The organism is Psychrobacillus sp. NPDC096623, assembly GCF_044762655.1.
Taxonomy (GTDB): domain Bacteria; phylum Bacillota; class Bacilli; order Bacillales_A; family Planococcaceae; genus Psychrobacillus.
In genome coordinates this window covers 358637-378045 of record NZ_JBIWER010000001.1, presented here as the reverse complement: position 1 = coordinate 378045, position 19409 = coordinate 358637, and the positions used below count along the sequence as shown (strand labels likewise).

General features: G+C 35.1%; 26 protein-coding genes. 18 read left to right on the top strand and 8 right to left on the bottom strand.

The genetic code is table 11. The annotated features are described in order from the left end of the window. Window positions 1-645: 645 nt before the first annotated feature. The 4 genes from ACIQX2_RS01895 to ACIQX2_RS01880 all read right to left on the bottom strand — a co-directional run bounded on the left by ACIQX2_RS01895 (window position 646) and on the right by ACIQX2_RS01880 (window position 3519). Window positions 646-1461 (bottom strand): DsbA family protein, encoded by an 816-nt coding sequence (locus ACIQX2_RS01895; RefSeq protein ID WP_402846377.1) that lies wholly within the window; start codon window positions 1459-1461, stop codon window positions 646-648. Next, entirely contained in the window at window positions 1461-1856 is a 396-nt protein-coding gene (locus tag ACIQX2_RS01890; RefSeq protein ID WP_402846375.1) for a globin domain-containing protein, read from the bottom strand. The genes ACIQX2_RS01895 and ACIQX2_RS01890 overlap by 1 nt, the downstream gene beginning before the upstream one ends. Before the next feature lie 428 nt (window positions 1857-2284). Then, window positions 2285-2938 (bottom strand): lytic transglycosylase domain-containing protein, encoded by a 654-nt coding sequence (locus tag ACIQX2_RS01885; protein WP_402846373.1) that lies wholly within the window; start codon window positions 2936-2938, stop codon window positions 2285-2287. Window positions 2939-2943: 5 nt separating this feature from the next. After that, window positions 2944-3519, bottom strand: a complete 576-nt coding sequence (locus ACIQX2_RS01880) for a CYTH domain-containing protein (protein ID WP_402846370.1) — start codon at window positions 3517-3519, stop codon at window positions 2944-2946. Between the two features lie 96 nt (window positions 3520-3615). On the opposite strand from ACIQX2_RS01880, the gene ACIQX2_RS01875 reads away from it, so the two are divergent. The 6 genes from ACIQX2_RS01875 (at window position 3616) to ACIQX2_RS01850 (ending at window position 8336) form a co-directional block, all read left to right on the top strand. Beyond that, the gene (locus ACIQX2_RS01875) at window positions 3616-3999 is read left to right on the top strand and encodes a UPF0738 family protein (RefSeq protein ID WP_402846368.1); all 384 of its coding nucleotides are present in this window, start codon (window positions 3616-3618) and stop codon (window positions 3997-3999) included. Between the two features lie 32 nt (window positions 4000-4031). Beyond that, window positions 4032-4706: a GTP diphosphokinase gene (gene yjbM, locus ACIQX2_RS01870; protein WP_402846366.1), complete on the top strand. Its 675-nt coding sequence runs from the start codon at window positions 4032-4034 to the stop codon at window positions 4704-4706. Between the two features lie 3 nt (window positions 4707-4709). Further along, complete coding sequence (locus ACIQX2_RS01865; protein WP_402846363.1) at window positions 4710-5516, top strand: NAD kinase; 807 nt, start codon at window positions 4710-4712, stop codon at window positions 5514-5516. Further along, window positions 5513-6424, top strand: coding sequence for an RluA family pseudouridine synthase (locus ACIQX2_RS01860; protein WP_402846361.1), 912 nt, complete (start codon window positions 5513-5515; stop codon window positions 6422-6424). Before ACIQX2_RS01865 ends, ACIQX2_RS01860 begins: the two co-directional genes overlap by 4 nt. A 143-nt stretch (window positions 6425-6567) precedes the next feature. Then, window positions 6568-7920, top strand: coding sequence for a magnesium transporter (mgtE, locus tag ACIQX2_RS01855; protein WP_402847473.1), 1353 nt, complete (start codon window positions 6568-6570; stop codon window positions 7918-7920). Window positions 7921-7973: 53 nt separating this feature from the next. Next, a complete protein-coding gene (locus tag ACIQX2_RS01850) occupies window positions 7974-8336 on the top strand; it encodes a hypothetical protein (RefSeq protein WP_402846359.1) in 363 nt (120 codons plus the stop codon). 695 nt (window positions 8337-9031) lie between these two features. On the opposite strand, the gene ACIQX2_RS01845 is transcribed toward ACIQX2_RS01850, so the two are convergent. Then, window positions 9032-9550 (bottom strand): CotY/CotZ family spore coat protein, encoded by a 519-nt coding sequence (locus tag ACIQX2_RS01845; RefSeq protein ID WP_402846356.1) that lies wholly within the window; start codon window positions 9548-9550, stop codon window positions 9032-9034. A 135-nt stretch (window positions 9551-9685) separates the two neighbouring features. Here ACIQX2_RS01845 and ACIQX2_RS01840 point away from each other — a divergent pair, with 135 nt between their 5' ends. From ACIQX2_RS01840 to ACIQX2_RS01810, 7 genes are all read left to right on the top strand, one after another. Continuing rightward, the gene (locus tag ACIQX2_RS01840; protein WP_402846354.1) at window positions 9686-10078 is read left to right on the top strand and encodes a putative periplasmic lipoprotein; all 393 of its coding nucleotides are present in this window, start codon (window positions 9686-9688) and stop codon (window positions 10076-10078) included. Continuing rightward, window positions 10078-10533, top strand: coding sequence for a stage V sporulation protein AC (gene spoVAC / locus ACIQX2_RS01835; RefSeq protein WP_402846352.1), 456 nt, complete (start codon window positions 10078-10080; stop codon window positions 10531-10533). Before ACIQX2_RS01840 ends, spoVAC begins: the two co-directional genes overlap by 1 nt. Continuing rightward, window positions 10527-11534 (top strand): stage V sporulation protein AD, encoded by a 1008-nt coding sequence (locus tag ACIQX2_RS01830; RefSeq protein WP_402846350.1) that lies wholly within the window; start codon window positions 10527-10529, stop codon window positions 11532-11534. The genes spoVAC and ACIQX2_RS01830 overlap by 7 nt, the downstream gene beginning before the upstream one ends. Before the next feature lies 1 nt (window position 11535). Continuing rightward, complete coding sequence (spoVAE, locus tag ACIQX2_RS01825) at window positions 11536-11901, top strand: stage V sporulation protein AE (RefSeq protein WP_402846348.1); 366 nt, start codon at window positions 11536-11538, stop codon at window positions 11899-11901. A 67-nt stretch (window positions 11902-11968) separates the two neighbouring features. Next, the gene (locus tag ACIQX2_RS01820) at window positions 11969-12109 is read left to right on the top strand and encodes a YjcZ family sporulation protein (RefSeq protein WP_093059697.1); all 141 of its coding nucleotides are present in this window, start codon (window positions 11969-11971) and stop codon (window positions 12107-12109) included. 28 nt (window positions 12110-12137) lie between these two features. Further along, entirely contained in the window at window positions 12138-12383 is a 246-nt protein-coding gene (locus ACIQX2_RS01815) for a stage VI sporulation protein F (RefSeq protein WP_402846345.1), read from the top strand. Between the two features lie 74 nt (window positions 12384-12457). Continuing rightward, window positions 12458-12760: a hypothetical protein gene (locus ACIQX2_RS01810; RefSeq protein WP_402846343.1), complete on the top strand. Its 303-nt coding sequence runs from the start codon at window positions 12458-12460 to the stop codon at window positions 12758-12760. A gap of 281 nt (window positions 12761-13041) precedes the next feature. Here ACIQX2_RS01810 and ACIQX2_RS01805 read toward each other — a convergent pair whose 3' ends face one another. Further along, on the bottom strand, window positions 13042-13440 hold the full coding sequence (locus tag ACIQX2_RS01805) for a hypothetical protein (protein ID WP_402846341.1): 399 nt from the start codon (window positions 13438-13440) through the stop codon (window positions 13042-13044). A gap of 184 nt (window positions 13441-13624) precedes the next feature. Between ACIQX2_RS01805 and ACIQX2_RS01800 the strand changes: the two genes are divergently transcribed. The 5 genes from ACIQX2_RS01800 (at window position 13625) to ACIQX2_RS01780 (ending at window position 17889) form a co-directional block, all read left to right on the top strand. Further along, complete coding sequence (locus tag ACIQX2_RS01800; protein WP_402846339.1) at window positions 13625-14152, top strand: hypothetical protein; 528 nt, start codon at window positions 13625-13627, stop codon at window positions 14150-14152. A gap of 84 nt (window positions 14153-14236) precedes the next feature. Then, window positions 14237-15271, top strand: a complete 1035-nt coding sequence (locus ACIQX2_RS01795; protein WP_402846337.1) for a hypothetical protein — start codon at window positions 14237-14239, stop codon at window positions 15269-15271. Window positions 15272-15306: 35 nt separating this feature from the next. After that, window positions 15307-15573, top strand: coding sequence for a hypothetical protein (locus tag ACIQX2_RS01790; protein WP_402846335.1), 267 nt, complete (start codon window positions 15307-15309; stop codon window positions 15571-15573). Between the two features lie 36 nt (window positions 15574-15609). Then, window positions 15610-16284 carry a DUF2642 domain-containing protein gene (locus tag ACIQX2_RS01785; protein ID WP_402846333.1) on the top strand — a complete coding sequence of 225 codons (675 nt, stop codon included), beginning with the start codon at window positions 15610-15612 and terminating at the stop codon, window positions 16282-16284. Window positions 16285-16533: 249 nt separating this feature from the next. Further along, window positions 16534-17889 (top strand): arsenic transporter, encoded by a 1356-nt coding sequence (locus ACIQX2_RS01780; RefSeq protein ID WP_402846331.1) that lies wholly within the window; start codon window positions 16534-16536, stop codon window positions 17887-17889. A gap of 555 nt (window positions 17890-18444) precedes the next feature. On the opposite strand, the gene ACIQX2_RS01775 is transcribed toward ACIQX2_RS01780, so the two are convergent. Both ACIQX2_RS01775 and ACIQX2_RS01770 read right to left on the bottom strand, forming a co-directional pair. Continuing rightward, window positions 18445-18873 (bottom strand): GNAT family N-acetyltransferase, encoded by a 429-nt coding sequence (locus tag ACIQX2_RS01775; RefSeq protein WP_402846329.1) that lies wholly within the window; start codon window positions 18871-18873, stop codon window positions 18445-18447. Window positions 18874-18876: 3 nt separating this feature from the next. Further along, window positions 18877-19392 (bottom strand): YjcG family protein, encoded by a 516-nt coding sequence (locus ACIQX2_RS01770; RefSeq protein WP_402846326.1) that lies wholly within the window; start codon window positions 19390-19392, stop codon window positions 18877-18879. Between the last annotated feature and the right edge of the window lie 17 nt (window positions 19393-19409).

Sequence of the window (19409 nt, the reverse complement as noted above, 5' to 3'; positions counted from 1 at the left end):
CCTTTGATTTCGGTTACAGCGCATTTTCATGTTTCGAAGCTAGAGTAGCGGTGCAGAAACAGTTGGACGCTATCTAGCTAAGCGTTGCCTCAGCTTCCTAGCGATATGCTCCTGCGATTACTCGACCCAGAGACATTGGACAAAAAAAGTTCGGTCAATGTCTGACTTCGCCGCGGGTTCTTCGCCTAACGCTTTTCCCTCTGGAGACGCCACCTATAAAGTAAACCAATTAATGTGTAATAATACACTAATAGATTTGGCATAGCTTATCGTTAACATAAATAGATTGGTCAAATTTTTAGTAATCCATTCAAAATATTAGTAACCTTTTTTATTAGAAATACTATTCTATGATAGATGAAGAAAGCAGAATATAATTTATATATTAGATAGAGAAAGACCGCTTATTATATGCGATGTTGAAAGCAACTTTCCTTTATAAAGTGATTCTCCGTCCAGACTCCAGAGCATAGCCCATCGATTCGCTTTAGACTTACGAATGGAGGCAAAGAGCGCTTTTATTGCAAATGTTCCAGCTCTTTTTGGGGCTAACATAAGCGCTTGCGCTTTTGTTCTAAACAAAATGATTTCTACTATAATAGAAAAATAGCAGCCTATCTTTTTATAAGATAGGCTGCTATTTTTTTATTTTAACCGCCATAATACGGTGTTTGGTAAGACAAGTCTTTCAACCTTTTGCAATAATAGTAGTTTTTTAAGCTCACGTTCGGCTAATTGATTAGAAATATTATAATAGCTGGCAATTTCATTTGTAGTTAAAGAATAGAAACGATCAAAAAGTTTTTCCAGTAAAGGAGGCTCTTGAACTTCTGGTTTTTCATAAAGCATTTCTTGTAAAATCTGTACATATATCTCATAAGGATAATTTCCAGCTATTTTTATACCTTCATCTTCAATATTTTCATTAAAGAATACAACACTTGGAAAAGTATCTACTTCCATTTCACAAGTAATGGATAGGTCGCTTTGGAAGGATCTAGCACATTCATTGGAAAGAAAGTCACGTGTAAATTCATCTACATCAAGTTTAACTTCATCTGCTATCTCCTGTAAAACGGAAAAGGATGTGACTTTTTTAGTTTTCAAAAACATGTATTCTTGTATTTTTATGAGAAATCGTAGAGCTGCTTTTTTTCCTTGAAATTCAGCTGCTTTCACAGCGATAGAAGGAAAAACGGAATGCTCTATTTTAGAAATATTATATGAACCATTACTCAAATTGGCACTTGGAAAATTACAAATTGCATTTAAATTATTCAATTGAGTACTTAGCACTGTTCGTACAGTAAAATACTGTCCGTACTCAACTTGCAATTTCCGTAGGGTAGGTTGCATATCCCAACAAGTTGGACAAAGTGGGTCCAAAAAAACATACATTTCCAGCGGCTTGTTTACTAAAGGGGATGTGAACGTCTCAGACGGAATTTGTATTCTTGACACTATTCTTCCTCCTCATGACTCATTTGATTGACCATGTGGTTTGCTGTAAGCTCTAAACGTCTATAGAAAGTATCACGAAATTTGCCTTCTAATCCTACCTTATCCATTGCATCTCTCATGCAAGAAAGCCAAGCTTGTGCTCGTTCAGGTGTAATAGGAAAAGGATTGTGACGCATTTTCATCATCGGATGCCCGTGTTCTTCTGTATATAAATTAGGTCCACCTAAATATTGAGTGAGAAATTGTTTTTGTTTTCTAGCAGTTTCCGATAAATCATTTGGAAAAATCGGTATAAGAAGTGGATGCTTTGCGACATTGCCATAAAATGTATCGACAAGCAGATGTAATTTCTCTGCTCCAATTTCATCGTAAGGAAGTATTGGCTTCTGTGTCATTTTCTTTACCCCTTTGCTCTAGCACTATACCTATTCTATCAACGAAATCCAAATATCTCAAACAATTAGATTACCTCATAGGAATGACTAGGTATTTTGATAGACCCAATGAGTTAACGGATCCTAATAAAACTCATACTTCTAAGCACATATTTATTATTGCAAGAGCCTTTTATAGCATTCAAAATAATGTAGGAAATTATATATTATCTTCCCTTTTAGAAAGTAAATCGAACTTGAGAGCAAGTTAACGATGTGTGAGCGTAAGTAAGTCGTTGAGTAACGAGAGTAAATTCGACAAAGCACAAGTAGTAACTGATCTCCTAACGCTAGTAAGTGCTATCGCAAGCATTGCAGTTTATCAAATAAGCCTAAATGAAGCGGTAAAAAAACAACCTATTAATATTAATAGATTGTTAGTGCTTTAGTTATGCATGGAAGTAATTCATCACTTTTTTTACGTAATTTTGTGTTTCTTTATAAGGTGGTATACCATCATATTTTTTTACTGCTCCAGGACCTGCGTTATATGCGGCTAGCGCAGTTTCCATATTCCCACCAAATTTAGAAAGCATTTGACTTATATATTTTGCTCCACCCATTATATTTTGTTCTGGATCTAATGTATTTGTAACGCCTAGATACTTAGCTGTACCTGGCATTAATTGCATTAAACCTGAAGCACCTGCAGAACTAGTAGCTGAAGGGTTAAAATTCGATTCTTGTTTGATAATGGATGAAATAAGCTTTTCAGGAACATTGTACGTTGCAGCGGCTTTTTTGATGATTTCATCAAAATCGGTTCCATATTTTGTAGTAGTGGATAACTTAGTAGAAATGGCTTCTTTTAAGGTACTCTGCTCTAAGTTTAAATTAGATGGAACAAATACAGAGGAGGTACCACTATATAGTAAAGAAGATAAATTTTCAGACGGTGAATCACCAGTACTTGCTTGCAAAACTTGTCCTAACATTTCTGAAAACATGGAAGAAGTAGAAGAGTTGTTTTGAGCGCTTTGTACACTTCCTAATGACTGCATTGCATCTATCTCCATTAAAACTTTTAGGGATTGAATATCCAAAGGGATCAACCTTTCAACATAGCGTTATATTTCACAAGGCGAGCAATTTTTTTATCTGTGTGTCTAATAGGAATACTATGTGAATCTAATAAATCGAGAAACACTTTTTCTCCATATTTTACATCACTACTCTCATATTCTACCTCAAAATCCTCTGTTTGACCATAAATGGAATGATCTAAAAAAAGATTTCCATTTTCAAAAGGAATCTGTACACGATTAGTTTGTAGACTACCAATACATTTTAAAGGAGAAACAAGATTAAATTGCTCTAGAAAGGGAATAGAAGGAAAAGTGGTTTCTTGGATAATGATATCCCTCTCCTGGTCAGATACAGTTACCGTATTTTCTTCCATAACATGTTCTACTAATGGACGTTTAAGTGTTAGTTCATTTTTTTCTTTTAAAATGCGTAAGCGAAAACCTATTCCCTTGTCCTTAAAAAAGTTATCTTCTGTGTCAAAGTAATAATTTGTTTGCGAGTGGAAGTCCTCTTGGTCAACCTGAAAAATGGAAACAAAAAGCTCGAACTCTTGCTTGGTTAGTAAATTTTTAAATTCTATTTCTTTTTCGATTTGCATAATACACGACCTTTCCTATAATTTCTATTATAGCGCTTTTCAACGAGTTTCAATATGTTAAAATAGTGGAAGAATGGACAGAAAGGAACGATTATTTTGCCTATTACTTATAATGTGCACAGTGGAGTTCAGTTAGAAAATGATATACGTTTTACGCTAGAGGTATTACCTAATGATTCTCATCTAAAAGCGTCTGGTCAAATGATTACTGATTCGGATTCCATTGCTTTTATCTATCTATTAGAAGATGAAACAGGTTATCATTATTTAAAGTTTGGTCAAGAAGTTTGGCCATTGCTCGTAACTACCTTAAAAGCTGTAGATGATCCATCGTTGCAAATCGGTGACAAAGAGTTGACTTTACATGGCTTTAAAGAAGAGCTAGACATGCTTATTTTCAATATTGAAGGTAATGACAATTACGGTGCTGAATTTTCCAAAGCAGTGGAAGTAGCATTTAGTGAAATTTTACAAGCATAGTCGTTAGGTCAATGGAAGTGGAGGTCAAGCTTATGGGTCAATGGGATCGCTTTTTAGAACCGTACAAGCAGGCGGTTTCAGAGTTAAAAGTAAAATTAAAAGGAATGCGAGCGCAGTTTGAGAGGGAGAACACAAATTCACCTATTGAGTTTGTAACTGGTCGTGTCAAACCGTTGGCGAGTATATATGATAAATCTTTAGAAAAAGGAATAATATTTGAGCCTTCTGATACGTTGGCGCAAGAAATTCCGGATATTGCTGGTTTGCGGATGATGTGTCAATTTGTCGATGATATAGAAACGGTTGTTGATTTATTGCGTGCTAGAAATGATATAAGAGTAGTCGAGGAGCGCGATTATATTTCCCATAAAAAACAAAGTGGGTATAGATCATATCATATGATTATTGAATATCCCGTTCAAACAATACACGGGGAGATAAATATTCTTGCAGAGATTCAAATCCGAACTTTAGCCATGAATTTCTGGGCATCTATAGAACATTCGTTAAATTACAAGTATAAGGGAATATTCCCGGAAGAAATAAAAAAGAGACTACAATATGCAGCAGAAGCAGCATTTCGACTAGATGAAGAAATGTCTCTCATACGTGGAGAAATTCAAGAAGCACAAAAATACTTTAGTGAAAACAAAGAACTTTCGCATCCAAGTCTACTTGAATCGAAAAATGAAAGAGAGGGCACCTAAATCATGAAATTTTTTGTATTGTCTCGAAATGATGATTTATCCAATCAATTAATGGAAAGTGCAATAACGTATTTAGTAGATTTTGGGCTTATTTTAGATGAAGAAAATCCCGATATTGTGCTATCGATCGGTGGGGACGGTACATTGTTACACGCCTTCCATAAGTATAAGCATTTAACCACTTCGGTGGCATTTGTAGGTCTGCACACTGGGCACCTAGGATTTTATGCAGATTGGAAACCCGAAGAGATTGAAAAATTAGTCATAAGTATAGCGAAAAAAGAATTTGAAGTAATAGAATACCCTTTACTGGAAGTGACGATCAATTATAGACATGGCGAGGACAGTTCAGTTTATTTGGCATTAAACGAGTCTACGGTAAAATCCCCAGATGTTACTTTAGTAATGGATGTGGAGCTAAATGGAGACCATTTCGAGCGGTTTAGAGGCGATGGGTTATGTATGTCGACTCCTTCGGGGAGTACTGCATATAACAAAGCACTTGGTGGGGCCATTGTGCATCCCTCATTAGAAGCTATTCAACTCGCAGAAATTGCTTCCATTAATAACAGGGTTTTCCGTACAGTTGGTTCATCACTTGTTTTACCAAAACATCATTCTTGCTTACTAAAACCCGTCAAAGGACCAGATTTCATGGTAACAGTTGATCATCTTCAGTTATTACACAAAGATGTTCAGTCCATTAAGTATCGAGTAGCAGATGAAAAAGTTCGCTTTGCTAGATTTAGGTCATTTCCATTTTGGCATAGAGTACATGCCTCCTTTATCGATAGTGATTTGGAAATATGAAAAAAGAGTTAATCCAACTGACATTTCAAGTAAATAAAACAGAACAACTACTTCGAGATGCAATTCGACAATATGGTATTTCGAAAAAAGCATTGACAAGTATAAAATATGAGGGTGGAAAAATTACAGTCAACGGAGAAGAGAAGACAGTACGCCATAGATTAGATCTAGGTGATAAGGTTCAGATCACATTTCCACCAGAGAAAAAAAGTGCTGGCCTCATCCCACAGCAAGTAGAGTTTCCAATTTTGATGGAGGATGACCATCTTCTCATCCTAACTAAGGATGCAGGAGTAAGCACTATTCCATCTCGAGAGCATCCGACCGGGACAATGGCGAACTATATTGCGGGATATATGGAGAAAAGTGGGCTATCCTCCACAGTACACATAGTAACTAGGTTAGATAAAAACACCTCTGGCATCATTTGTGTAGCGAAGCATCGGCATGCTCATCATTTGCTGAGTGAAATGCAAAAGTCAGGACAGATTTCGCGAACTTACGAAGCAATCGTTCATGGTCATATTCAACGAGAAGAATTTGTTATCGATGCCCCTATCGGACGGAAGAATGGCAGTATTATTGAACGAATAATCGATTCGGATGGTAAACAGGCTAAAACCTCTGTTCAAGTATTGAGTCGTTTTGAGGAACATGGAGAAAAACTAACGCATGTACGATTACAATTACATACTGGTCGGACTCATCAGATTCGTGTACATATGATGTCCATTGATCACCCATTAATCGGGGATGATTTATATGGGGGCGATTTACAGTTAATAGATAGACAGGCACTTCATGCGAGGGAGCTTACTCTACTGCATCCTTTCACTAAGGAAAATATTCACTTAGTAGCTCCTTTTCCAGATGATATGAATGCTTTAATTCCCACTAACTATTCCTAAAATATAAGGAAGAATGGTGGGTTTTAAATTTAGAATTGATAAACATTATTTCCTAGGCAATATTTTTATTGCTTATTTAATCCTAACTTCATACAATAAATAAGGACAAACGCGCGGGAGGAGGGGAAAGTATGAAAGATGAAATGACTCAACAACCATTAGAGGAATCCGTACTAATTGAGTTTTTGTTAAATGATTCAATGGACGACTTTAGAGAAGAATTTATGCAACTTCATCCGTATGATCAATCCATATTTTTTGAAAAGGTGGAGCCTGATTTAAGGAAGAAAATCTATCATTATCTTTCTCCTAAAGAAATAGCTGAGCTATTTGAAGCGACAAAGTTTGATGATGAGAAATATGATTTATTTATGCAGGAAATGGATATTACTTATGCAGCTGATATGCTTTCTTTTATGTATACAGATAATGCTGTAGATGTACTAAATGAGTTAGGAAAAGACCAGGTTGCAAGTTATTTAAACATAATGGATAAGGAATCTGCTCAAGAAATTAAGGATCTCTTACATTATGAGGAATACACTGCTGGCTCCATTATGACTACGGAATATGTAGCAATTCCTGAGAATTCAACATGTCGCTCAGCCATGACTATTTTGCGTAGTGCTGCACCTGAGGCAGAGACCATCTATTATCTATTTGTTGTGGATGATGATCATAAACTTTCTGGAGTTATTTCACTTCGTGATCTTATAATTGCTGATGAGGATACGCTGATAAAGGATGTTATGAATGATCGGGTAGTTAGTGTTCTAGTGAGTGTTGACCAAGAGGAAGTAGCCCGAATGATTAAAGACTATGATTTTCTAGCTGTTCCAGTAGTAGATTTCAAAGATCATTTACTTGGGATTGTTACAGTCGATGATATATTAGATGTATTGGACGAAGAAGCCTCTGACGATTACTCTAAACTTGCCGGGGTTTCCAATATGGACACTTTTGATAAAGGACCATTACAGGCTGCAAGAAAAAGATTGCCATGGCTGATCATTTTGTTATTCCTCGGAATGTTTACTGCTAATTTAATGAGTATTTTTGAGCAAACGCTTGATAAGGTTGCACTGCTCGCTGTTTTTATACCTTTAATCGCTGGTATGGCTGGAAATAGTGGGACACAAGCGCTAGCCGTTGCAGTTCGTGGTATTGCAACAGGTGATATAGCGGAGCAAAGTAAAACGAAATTGCTCTTTAGAGAGGCTGGCACTGGTTTAATTACAGGTCTCATTTGTGGCTTGCTTGTTGTTGCAGTAGTATATTTTTGGAAACATGATTTACTAATTGGAATATTGGTAGGGTCATCTATTTTTGGATCTATTTTTATTGCTACATTAGGAGGGTCTTTTATACCTTTATTAATTCATCGAATGAAAATAGACCCGGCAGTCGCATCGGGACCATTTATCACTACGGTTAATGACGTAGTAAGTATTTTAATATACCTTGGCCTGGCTACAATCTTTATCTCATCTTTGTAATTTGTATCAAATTTTTTAATAGTTGCATAAAGTAAAGTAAAAAGGATGTGCATATGCACTCATTTAATGATCCTTTGCTCTTTATAAAAGGTCCTCCAGTCTTTCATCTACCACCGAAGGAACGAATGGAAGCACCGAATGAATTACTAGATGAAAGTACATCGATTTATGAAATACAAAAAAGCTTTTCTACGAAAACACTAGCAATTATCGATAAATTGCACTTTTTGGCAAAACCATTTCAAAGAAAAGTGTATCGCCCGCTAGTCTTTCATCTGAAAAGTGGAGTATCTGTGCAAGGTGAAGTGGATAAAGTTGAAGATGATACGGTTACTTTACTCGTAGGTACAGAAGAATTGAAGTATCCAGTAGAAGAAATCGAAAGAATTGTTTGGCGTGGAAGTATATTAAAATGAAAGAACGCTATCCTATTGCAGGATAGCTTTTTTTGATGAAAAAATTTCATTAAAATGATCTTTGGATACTATGCTCAGAAAGCTGACATAAATTTAGAATGAATAATCCTATGATTTCCGTTTCAGGTGGGGAACAAAGGCTAAAAGCGCCACTTCGTGTGGCAACGCCTTCGTGACCAACATCCTGTTGGCCTTCGCGGGGTGAGAGATGAGCTATCACCGTCGCTATCGCGCCGCTTTGATATCTCATCTGTCTCACTCATCCCGCAGAAGTCGTCACCCTGCACTCCAATCAATGTATGTGTAGTGCTACACGTAGAAATTTGGCACCGCTTATACTTACATTAAGAGATTGGGCAAATTTTAGTAAACAATCAAATCCATTAATATAACAGGTAATCATTTTTAATAAGGAATGTAGGCTATTATTAAATGCAAAAGGCAAACTTTTATTAAATGCGATATTGTATGTAACTTCCTTATTTTTAGTAGAGGCTATTGGTGATTGTAGCGTAGGTCGGCGACTCCTTTGGGAAAGCACGAGGGAGAGACTACAGGATCGAGCCGTGCCCACGGAAAGCGTCCGACCGAAGCGGAAATCAATGTCATATCTAAGTTTTTCCTTTTAAAATGATTGCATCAAAAAACCGCTCGGGGTAAGCCCGAACGGAATAGACACTACAAAGATGAAACGATCAGTCACATACACCTAAAAATACATCGGCGATACATTCAATTGCACAGAAACAATTCAAATCTACAGTTATACAGCTACCAGACGATCTCCAGTTACGAACCTTACAAAGCTTGCGTAAATCAACTTTTGTACCGAATTCGTTCAATAGATCAACCTCGTGACGTTCTCTGTCAAGTGGCTCTAGTACACGTAAAGTTGCACAGCACCCGTCGAAAATATCCTCTACACGGAAGAATACAGAAATGCAATCACAATCATGTCTATCATTATCACGGAAAAATGCTTTAAATGGATCTCCGTCCTTTGTTAACAGCATAAACACACGTGTGTCAGCTTGACGTCTAGCAGCAGGACTAACAAGACCTCCAAGTGGTTCTAGAAAACAATTTGTCGGACATTGAGGGCACTCATCGTTTGTTGCTTGGTCTTGAATGTCTTTAATTGCCCGGACAACATCACAAACACAATTTCTAGATTCTCTTTCATCCATAACATCACCTACTTTTCCACAACCCATTAAATTCACCTCCTCTTTATCTCTTACTAACGTATGTGGGAAGTTGAACTTGATTAGGGCAAATATCTCGTAACCAAATTGCATATTTCAAGTTGCTCCGAGCATACTAACACAAAAAAGGAGCAACTATATTGTATGAAAAAAAGCATAATTCTTTTTCTGTTGGCTTTATCGTTGGGAGCTTGTTCAAGTGCCCAAGAACAAGTAATTTTTCCTTCAGATAATTCCACTTCACTAAAACCGATCATGCAAAAGCATGATACAATCCACGGGTATAAAAGTGTGATAAATGAGGAAGCTATTGTAGTGGCAATTTCTATCAATCGATTTGATCGTTTTAATAAAACTAAAATTGAAAAAAAATTAACGAAGCAAATTGAAAAAGCTTTTCCGGAAAAAGAAGTACTTGTCTCTGGCGATCAAAAAGTTATGTGGGAAGTAGAATCTATCATCGAGGAAAAACCGAAAAAGGAACAACTTAAAAAGTTGATTGAAAAAATAAAATCATTATCAAAGGAAGAGACATAATGGATCAACAACAATTCCAAAAAATAGTAGATGAAAAAAATCCCAAAGTACCTTATTTTATGAACATTATCAAGGCATTTATCGTTGGAGGAATAATTTGTACGATTGGACAGCTGATCACTTTTTTTTATATGCGTTTTTTTCCTTTCACAGAAGCAACTGCTGGTAATCCGACGGTTGCAACTTTAGTTTTTATCGCAATGATACTAACTGGAACTGGAATTTATAAGAAAATTGCACAAGTTGGAGGTGCTGGTTCTGCGGTGCCTGTTACAGGATTTGGTAACGCAGTAATTTCAGCTGCAATAGAACATAGATCGGAAGGATACGTTTTAGGGGTGGGAGGCAATATGTTCAAGCTTGCTGGATCGGTTATATTATTTGGAGTTTTATCTGCATTTGTCGTTGCACTTATTAAAACAATTCTAGTGAACATTGGTGTAGTCTCATGGTAAACACTTTTGGAACTTTACAGTTTTCAACTAAAATTTGCATAGCCAGTACAGGAATAGTCGTGGGACCAGTTGAAAGGGATAGCGCTTTTGCTGATTCCTTTGATGAAGTTCTTTCATTAGAAACGGAAAAAGATGAAACACATGAGCAGGCACATACTCGTATGATTGAAAAAGCATGTCATTGGGCCGCTAAAAAGAATCATACTCAGGTAGATAAAGTGGATGTTCTGATAGGAGGCGATCTTATCAATCAGCTCTCCCCAACAAATTTTGCAGCGCGAAGCTTAGCTGTCCCTCTCCTAGGTGTTTTTTCTGCATGTGCCAGTTCGATGGAATCTGTTATTCTTGGTTGTCTTTTATTGGAGTCAGGAAATGCTCGAACAGTACTTGCAGGTGCTTCTAGTCACCATCAAGCAGTAGAGCGACAATTTAGATACCCACTTGAGTACGGTGCTCAAAAACCTAAAACAGCCCAATGGACCGTAACGGGAGCAGGTTTTTCGCTGTTAGAAAAAGATATAAAAAATGCTCCTGTCGTCACACATGCCACTATTGGTAAAGTAGTGGATAGTTATCAAACAAATCCATTACACATGGGTGCTGCAATGGCCTCTGCTGCTAGAGATACAATTGAGCGACATTTAAAGAATACAAACAGTAAAATGGCGGACTTCGATGTAATCATGACAGGTGATTTAGGGAATATAGGAATTTCTATATTAAAGGAAATGTTTCAAGATGAAAATACTGGGGTGGTCCTTCAAGATGCTGGGGCTCAGTTTTATGGAAATGATACATTTTTTAATGCAGGAGCCAGTGGAGCAGGTTGTTCGGCAACGGTTTTCTTTGGTCAAATATATGATCAGTTAAAAAAAGGATTTTTTAAACGTGTTTTGCTTGTAGCAACTGGTGCATTATTGTCTCCTTTAACTTTTCAGCAGGGGGAAACAATCCCTTGTATTGCACATGCCATTGAATGCCGTATGGAAAAGAGGGGTTAACATGATTTCATCATTAGTGACAGCATTTATTGTTGGGGGCTTAATATGCGTTATTGGTCAAATTTTCATGGATGTATTTAAACTAACACCTGCACATACATTAAGCACATTAGTTGTATTAGGTTCCGTACTCGATGGTTTTGGTCTATATGAGCCATTGATTGATTTTGCTGGAGCAGGGGCAACAGTTCCAATTACTTCCTTTGGTAATTCCTTGACGCATGGTGCATTAGCAGAGGCAGAGAAACACGGGCTTATAGGGGTTTTAACAGGAATGTTTGAAGTTACAAGCTCTGGTATTAGTGCTGCTATTTTGTTTGGAGCAATTGGTGCACTCATTTTTCACAAACGGAAAACAATGTACTAGTTAAATCGCCCTTTTTCCCATTCTCCTCTTGCATACAATAAGTCGAAGAGGAGAGGAGGGAAAGAGTATGTATGGCTACTGTGGCGGAGGTTATCCTGGATATTACGGAGGAAACGAGTACGGAGGTAATAAGAGTTCTACATTTGTACTAATCGTCGTATTATTTATATTATTAATCATTGTTGGTAGAAGCTTTCTCCCTTATTAAAAAAATAAAGATGTGAGGGGGAAAAATTATGCAAAATTCATTTTTTAAATCAATTGAAAACAAAACCGGTGTATCAATGGATGAACTATTTACACTTGCCAATGCCATCTCATATGCTGATTTTACGGATGAAAAACAGGTTCGTAAAATTGTACGTAAAGTTGGCAAGTTAGCAAAGAAGCCTGTTTCTCAGGAATTAGAAGATGAACTGACTCGTTCTATTTTACAGAGTGGTAGTTCATTAAGTTTGGCAGATATTCAAAAATTATTATAAATTTTTAAAAATAGAGTTTAAGTTTTATAAGGTTGGGGTAAAGTTAAATACAATAAAATGTGGGGGTGGAGTAAATGGGATATATTCTTCCAATACAACCGATTCAATCACAAGTTTATGCAAATCGAATGATATCAAATGATTATAATTTTGCGTATATAGACGATGTCCAAAATGTAAAATTCAAATCAGATTTTGAGGACCATTTAGAAAAGCAGGAACAGCTTCTTGAAGAAGAGCAAAATCAGGTATCGGAACTCGAGAGACCATCCATCCAGCCTTTATTCAAAAGCTTTATCCAACCTAATCCAGTAAACCTATCACCGAAAATTGCTGAAATTAATGGAAAAGGTAATAGTGTAAATTTGTACGTATAGTTCAAGCTGTTGGAAAATCGCTTATCGAGTTTATTTCGATAAGCGATTTTTTTTGTAGAAAAACTAAAGGTCTAGCTATTCCCATGATGGAATTTAGCCAGACCTTTATTTACTTCGTGAAATTGGCATAATTTTAATTTTTTATCTAAATGTTTGGTTTTTTAGCTTTCATGCGCAGTTAAACATGAACACTTGACATGTGTAAATCATTCGCCTTTCAATAATCTTTCAAAAATTATTCCATTTGTCCAAAGTCGGTTCTGAAAAATAATAAAAAACAGCTATTTTTTATGTCCTTTTTTCTTTCCAGTGGAGTCTTTCTTATGATTAGGCTCTTTTTTGTTTTCATCAGATTCTATTTTTTCATGTTTTTCCTTTTTAGCTTCACTCTTTGCTTCTTTATCATCAGCATCATTAGATTCTTTTTTCTCTTTTTTCTCTTTTTTATTTGTATTTTTATCTTCTTTTTTCTCTGACTCCCTAGAGCTCTTCTTCTCTTTTTTGCCCTTATTGTCTGCAATATCCTCTTCTTTTTTCTGGTTCTGCTCTTTTTTGTTTTTAGAACTTTCGTTTTGTTCTAGAGTTTTTTCGTGCGCTTCATTTTCATTAATATCTATATGTTCATTTGATGTATCTTCCGATTTATGATGAGGCAATTTTTTCTTTTTATGGTCTTTCAAAATTACTCACTACTTTCTATAATTTAATGTCATTATTACAGGATATGTAGTATAGAATAATTTTGTTCGGGAATAAAGTTATTTTGAATGCTTGTATAATTATTGAGAAATGGGCGTTTAGCCAATACTCGAATACCCCAAGATACATATAGATATTAGGATACTAAAAAAGGGGGTTTGATGAGTGAATAAGAAAACGATACTTTCACTAGTTGATAAAGTGGTTAAAGTAGATAGAGGTGGTCCAGAATCTCGTGTCGGTAAGCTATTAGCGGCAAAGGATGACTACTTTATACTGCTAACGGAAGATGACGGCATAATTTATTATAATACCCAACATATCAAGAGCATCACGTATAACTCAAAAAAACAGATGGATTTCAATCTTGTAATACCTAGAGATTTTGATTATATCCAAGCAGATGATTTTAAAGGTGTTTTGGAGAAATTATCATTACACTGGGTGAAAATTAACCGCGGTGGGCCAGAAACATTAGAAGGTGTAATGGATGTTGTTACAGATGAGGTTATTACAATCGTGGCAAACGAAGAAATTATTCATCTAGCTATGTTCCATATTCGTAATATTAGCTATGGAGTTAAGATTGAAAAAACAAAAGATAGTAAAAATAATAATGCTAAAAAAGAAGAGAAAACAGAAGCGAAAACAGAAGCGAAAACAGATAAAAATAATCAAGAAAAAACAAACTAAAGCTATGGAATAGCTTAATAATACAATTATACATTCGTCGCTTATTCTAAGCGACGAATATTTTATAAGGGAGGAGCCCTTAAAGTGAAAAAATACTTCACAAATGTGTTGTATACCAATAAAAATAGGAATATAGGTTTACACCTAACAAATAATCGATTTGTAGAGGGCATCTTATTAGATGTTAAACGTAATCATATTGTTTTAGAAATAAATGAAGATATTGTCTATTTAGCAATTGACCAAATACAAGCACTTTCAAAAAATACCACAGATCTAGGTCTAGCAATGAAACCCATTCCGCATCTTGTTAGAGAAGATCTGACAGATGTATTAATTGCATTACGATATCACTGGGTTACATTAAATAATTATAGTAATCATAGTTTTTTTGGAGTATTAAGCTGTATCCATGAGGATTATATTATTCTAATCCATAACAAAGAGTTACTTTATGTGCCTATTTCACATATTACAGATATTTCTGGTGAAATAACGATTAATGATTACACCTTTTTAAATAAAAAGGAACAGCGTACAATTCAACAGCTATACAGATCAGGTTTAAGGAAAGAAACTTTTGAAATTCAAGATGAAAACTTGATACACGAACAGGAGAAATATACCCCTGCAGATATTAAGATTATCGGAGATATAACAGAATTAATAAATAATAATGAAGAAGTAGCACAAAAGGAAAGTTCTTCTATTTTATATGCTAAAGACAATTTATCAATTAGTGAGATAGCGGAACCCAAAAAAGATGTATTAGAGGAAAATGCATTTGCTCCTCAATTTGAAGAGGAGCTAGAAATTTATCCAGCTGAAATATTAAATCACCTAGATGAAGAACAACATATTGCCCATTCTGATAACCAGCTTGTCCTTTCGACAAACCCTTTAAAAGTGAAGGAAAAAAGTGTACTTTTAACGGCATGGAGTACGATGAACAGTGATCAATCAACAGTTGCCCAACAAAAGGAAACTAATTCGATAAGAAAAACGACCACACAAACTAGATCTTTTTCAAATCAATTAATCGAAAGTTCAAACAGTGAAGACAAACAAGAGACTTCAAATAAAATATCGCAGGTTTCTGAAAAAAAAAAGATCAAATAAATGAGAATGTACTAAGCCCAAAAGAAGTAAAAGAAATGTTGGAGCAGCAATACTTTGCATTGATGAATTACGCTGCAGTACAAATTTCAAATGGATTTAATTTGAACCAAACAGTAAATAGATCATACTTTCATCCAAGAATTGAAGGAAGTGAATACTGTCCAGAGATAATTGGACAGAGAAAAATCACTAATAGTAATCCAATTTATGATTCTAAACAAGAGACGGTTGCATTAGAAAAGCAATATATTTCGTTGATGAAACATGCAAAATCCATGTACCGTAGCTTAAGGAAAATTTAGTTAACAGATGAATAAATGGTAAAAGGAGTTGTGACCTTGAATAAAATTATTCAAAGTCTGGTCAAGGAATTAGTTCAAATTGAAGTTTCAGGAAAGAAGATATTAAAGGGTGTTCTAATTGATTTGGGAACTGACCTAATGGTTATTTTCAACGGAACAGATTATTTGTACATCCCAACCCATCATGTCCATGGTTTCCGTGCAATCCAGAAGAATGAATTCGAAACAATTTTTCCTACTGAATCATCTAGTAATCAGTTTGAAAGAAATAGTGAGGATTTGACTTTACAAAATACCTTGCACCAAGCTATGGGTAAGTATTCTGAAATATATTTGATAGATGATCAGCCTTTGCATGGTTGCATTACTCAGGTAATGGCTGACTATTTTGAGTTTTATTCTCCTGTGTACAAAACGATGTATATATCTACTAATCATTTGAAGTGGCTAATTCCTTATGTTTCAAATGAAGGTCCTTACCGTTTAGATAGCACGTACGTCAACCCATTAGTGAAAGCACCCCTTGAAAATACGTTTAATGCTCAAATAGAAAAGTTTAAATTTAAAATGGGTGTGTTCAATATTGGCGGAAGTAAGAGTCATATAGGGAAAATAATAAATGTAGAAAAACAAATAGTGGAACTGGAGAAAGCAAGAGAAATTAAAAATTATCTAAATATTGATCACTTAAAGACATTTCACGAAGTATAAGTAAGAAAGACAAGGGAGTAGTTATGAATAATACTCTCACTGTATTGGATAAAATAATCTCAAATTCAAGAAGCATGAAATGATTCATGCTTCTTGAATTTGGGAATATATAGTTTTTTTTTGAGTAAAAGTGAAAATATAAATTAATAATTAAATAGGTATGGACATACACCTCGTTTCTTCAAGGAGAAGGAGAATATACATACAAGGAAGAGGACAATCTTAACAAGGAGAGGAAATGGTATATGTATGAGTTTGCAAATTGGAATCGCCACCTTGGTGTTCCTATCTACTATGCTAATCATTTTTGTAAGACCTAGGGAAGTAAATGAGGCTTGGCCAGCAACAATTGGTGCTGTGATTATTTTAATAGCAGGTATTGTGTCTTTAGAAGATGTACTAGATATTATCAATAAAATTGGAGGGGCGTCCATTACGATCATATCGACAGTTGTCATGGCTGTTATATTAGAAAGCTTCGGTTTTTTCAACTGGGCAGCTACTCGAATTGTAAGTTTATCAAAAGGATCGGGTTATCGATTGTATTGGTATATACAGTTATTGTGTTTTGGGATGACATTGTTGTTTAATAATGACGGTAGTATTTTAATAACTACTCCCATTTTAATATTACTTCTTAAGAACATGCGACTAAAACCTCCTCAACAGATCCCCTATTTAATTAGTGGAGCACTAATTGCAACTGCCTCAAGCGCACCTATAGGAGTAAGTAATTTAGTTAACCTAATAGCTTTAAAGATTGTTGATATGTCCTTATGGATGCATACTTTAATGATGTTTGTCCCTGCAACCATAGGGTTATTGTTTATGTCATGTTTGATGTTTATTATTGTGAAGAAAAAGCTGCCAGTAACTTTACCAAACTCTCTCATTAATATTGAAGAATCCTTTTTCACAAAAAGCTTCCATCCACTGAAAACAAGTATTTCCTTAGAAACAAAACAAAAACGTACTAGATTTATGTTGAAGGTCCTATTTTTTGTTTTAGTTGTACGAGGTCTGCTATTTGTCGCATCTTATGTAAATATTCCCATTGAAATCGTAGCGGTAGTTAGTTCGATCATACTTCTGATTTGGCGAGGCTACTATTTAAAATCAAATCCAATAGATATATTGAAAAAAACGCCATGGCATATTCTAATATTTGCATTTTCTATGTATGTAATTATTTATGGTCTACACAATGTCGGACTAACTGCATTATTGGTTCAATGGTGTGAACCGATAGTTCAGCAAGGTTTATTTCAAGCAAGTTTCATCATGGGGGGGGTAGTGTCCATACTCTCTAACCTTTTTAACAATCACCCTGCTTTAATGATTGGGACGATTACACTAACAGAGATGGGCTTAGATCCAATAACTCTAAAAACAATCTATCTTGCAAATATAATTGGAAGTGACATGGGTTCACTGTTGCTACCAATTGGAACACTTGCATCTCTTATATGGATGGATATTCTAAGAAAAAATAAAATAAAAATTACATGGAAGGATTATTTGAGCATTACTTTAAAGGTTATTCCAATAACAACGATTGTAACGCTAACACTCTTATATATTTGGGTGCAGTTAGTTTTTAATTAGCTTAGAGAAGTAATTGAGATAAATAGGCTATCAGAAAGCAGGAACTTTTCAATAAAAGGAAGACTCCTGCTTTTCTATATAATTCTATAATTACATAATTTCAAAAAGCATACTAAATAGTGAAAACCGAACAACACTTGTTCCACTCTAGACGGACGCTTTCCACGGTAACGGCACCAATCGACAGAATTACCTTTTTTAATAACGGATAATAAATTGCGAAACAAAGTAATCATTCGTGTTTGAAAATTAAATTATAAATTTTGAAATTGATTCACATAAAAAATAAAAAGAATCCATGATAAAAAATCTTACTGCCAACTAGAAAATCATAAAAAGCTTGGAATGTTAAGATGAATTTACTATGGAGACCTATATCGTTTGCTTACAATGTACAGTGCATTACATTAGTTATTAGTATGTATATGTTTTTGATAGAGAGAATGACACAAAAAATGCAGCATATTGATTTAAGTAACACATAATTCTTGAATTTTTTCGACAACAAATGGAGGGCAATGACGATAGTCACGGCCCTCCGCATGAGTTAAAATATTAAATTTGTTTCTCCATTGCTCGATGAGGAATTCCAGCCTCTAAAAACTCAGGTGAAGTTATTGTATAATTTCTTTTTTCATAAAAAAGGATAGCCTGACTTTGTGCATTAAGCTTTAACTTAGTAAGACCAGCAGAAGTTGAATAGTCCTCCATGCATTGCATCATAAGATTTCCTAAATTCTTCCCTCGATAACTAGGAAGAATACAAACACGTTCTACTTTTCCGATACCCGGCTCAATTACTCTGATCCTGCCAGCTCCAAAAGGTGTTTTCTCATCATAGGCTACAAAATGCGCTGCTTCTGCGTCGAACTCATCGAGTTCAAGGTGTAGTGGGACATCCTGTTCTTCTACAAATACTTTTCTTCTTATTTTAATAGCATCTTCATATTCTTTTTCAGTTTCCACTTTTTTTGCATAAACCAATCCTTATTCAGCTCCAGACAATCTAAATGTTTCGTATACAGTCCATGATCCATCTTCTAATTGATATAGTAGATGAAGTCGATCGATTACTTCTTCAAATTGTGCACCAATCATTTTTAATTGAGGGAGAACATCATCATGTTCACTTGCACTCATTTTTTGAGCAATTGTAATATGGGGAACAAAAGAATAACTTTCCTCATCATTGTATTCGATAGCATTTAAATCTTCATGTAGCTTAATTAGTTCATCTGTTGACTGTACATTAAAGTATATTGCATTCGTAACAGGGGCAAATGAACCAACTTTTGTTGTTTTTAAAGTAAAAGGTTTATGTTTTTTTACAACTTGAGAAACCTTTTCTGCAATTGTTTTTATTTCATTTTCATCAGCTTCAAATACTCCTTTAACGGTCATATGTGGAGTGATTAAAGCATAGTGAGGGTCATAACGCTTTCTATAGGAGTTTGCGAAGTCCTGGACTTTTTTAGATGGAAAAGCAACAATTCCGTATTTCATTTTAACTACCTCCTCAA

Excerpts from the sequence above, each read along its gene's own strand:
- ACIQX2_RS01860 (WP_402846361.1), top strand. The coding sequence starts at position 5,513 with ATGAAAAAAGAGTTAATCCAACTGACATTTCAAGTAAATAAAACAGAA.
- ACIQX2_RS01780 (WP_402846331.1), top strand. The coding sequence starts at position 16,534 with ATGAGTTTGCAAATTGGAATCGCCACCTTGGTGTTCCTATCTACTATG.
- ACIQX2_RS01810 (WP_402846343.1), top strand. The coding sequence starts at position 12,458 with ATGGGATATATTCTTCCAATACAACCGATTCAATCACAAGTTTATGCA.
- ACIQX2_RS01890 (WP_402846375.1), bottom strand. The coding sequence starts at position 1,856 with ATGACACAGAAGCCAATACTTCCTTACGATGAAATTGGAGCAGAGAAA.
- mgtE (WP_402847473.1), top strand. The coding sequence starts at position 6,568 with ATGACTCAACAACCATTAGAGGAATCCGTACTAATTGAGTTTTTGTTA.
- ACIQX2_RS01790 (WP_402846335.1), top strand. The coding sequence starts at position 15,307 with ATGTTGGAGCAGCAATACTTTGCATTGATGAATTACGCTGCAGTACAA.
- ACIQX2_RS01830 (WP_402846350.1), top strand. The coding sequence starts at position 10,527 with ATGGTAAACACTTTTGGAACTTTACAGTTTTCAACTAAAATTTGCATA.
- ACIQX2_RS01820 (WP_093059697.1), top strand. The coding sequence starts at position 11,969 with ATGTATGGCTACTGTGGCGGAGGTTATCCTGGATATTACGGAGGAAAC.
- ACIQX2_RS01850 (WP_402846359.1), top strand. The coding sequence starts at position 7,974 with ATGCACTCATTTAATGATCCTTTGCTCTTTATAAAAGGTCCTCCAGTC.
- ACIQX2_RS01815 (WP_402846345.1), top strand. The coding sequence starts at position 12,138 with ATGCAAAATTCATTTTTTAAATCAATTGAAAACAAAACCGGTGTATCA.
- ACIQX2_RS01840 (WP_402846354.1), top strand. The coding sequence starts at position 9,686 with ATGAAAAAAAGCATAATTCTTTTTCTGTTGGCTTTATCGTTGGGAGCT.
- ACIQX2_RS01880 (WP_402846370.1), bottom strand. The coding sequence starts at position 3,519 with ATGCAAATCGAAAAAGAAATAGAATTTAAAAATTTACTAACCAAGCAA.
- spoVAE (WP_402846348.1), top strand. The coding sequence starts at position 11,536 with ATGATTTCATCATTAGTGACAGCATTTATTGTTGGGGGCTTAATATGC.
- ACIQX2_RS01845 (WP_402846356.1), bottom strand. The coding sequence starts at position 9,550 with ATGGGTTGTGGAAAAGTAGGTGATGTTATGGATGAAAGAGAATCTAGA.
- spoVAC (WP_402846352.1), top strand. The coding sequence starts at position 10,078 with ATGGATCAACAACAATTCCAAAAAATAGTAGATGAAAAAAATCCCAAA.
- ACIQX2_RS01865 (WP_402846363.1), top strand. The coding sequence starts at position 4,710 with ATGAAATTTTTTGTATTGTCTCGAAATGATGATTTATCCAATCAATTA.
- yjbM (WP_402846366.1), top strand. The coding sequence starts at position 4,032 with ATGGGTCAATGGGATCGCTTTTTAGAACCGTACAAGCAGGCGGTTTCA.
- ACIQX2_RS01770 (WP_402846326.1), bottom strand. The coding sequence starts at position 19,392 with ATGAAATACGGAATTGTTGCTTTTCCATCTAAAAAAGTCCAGGACTTC.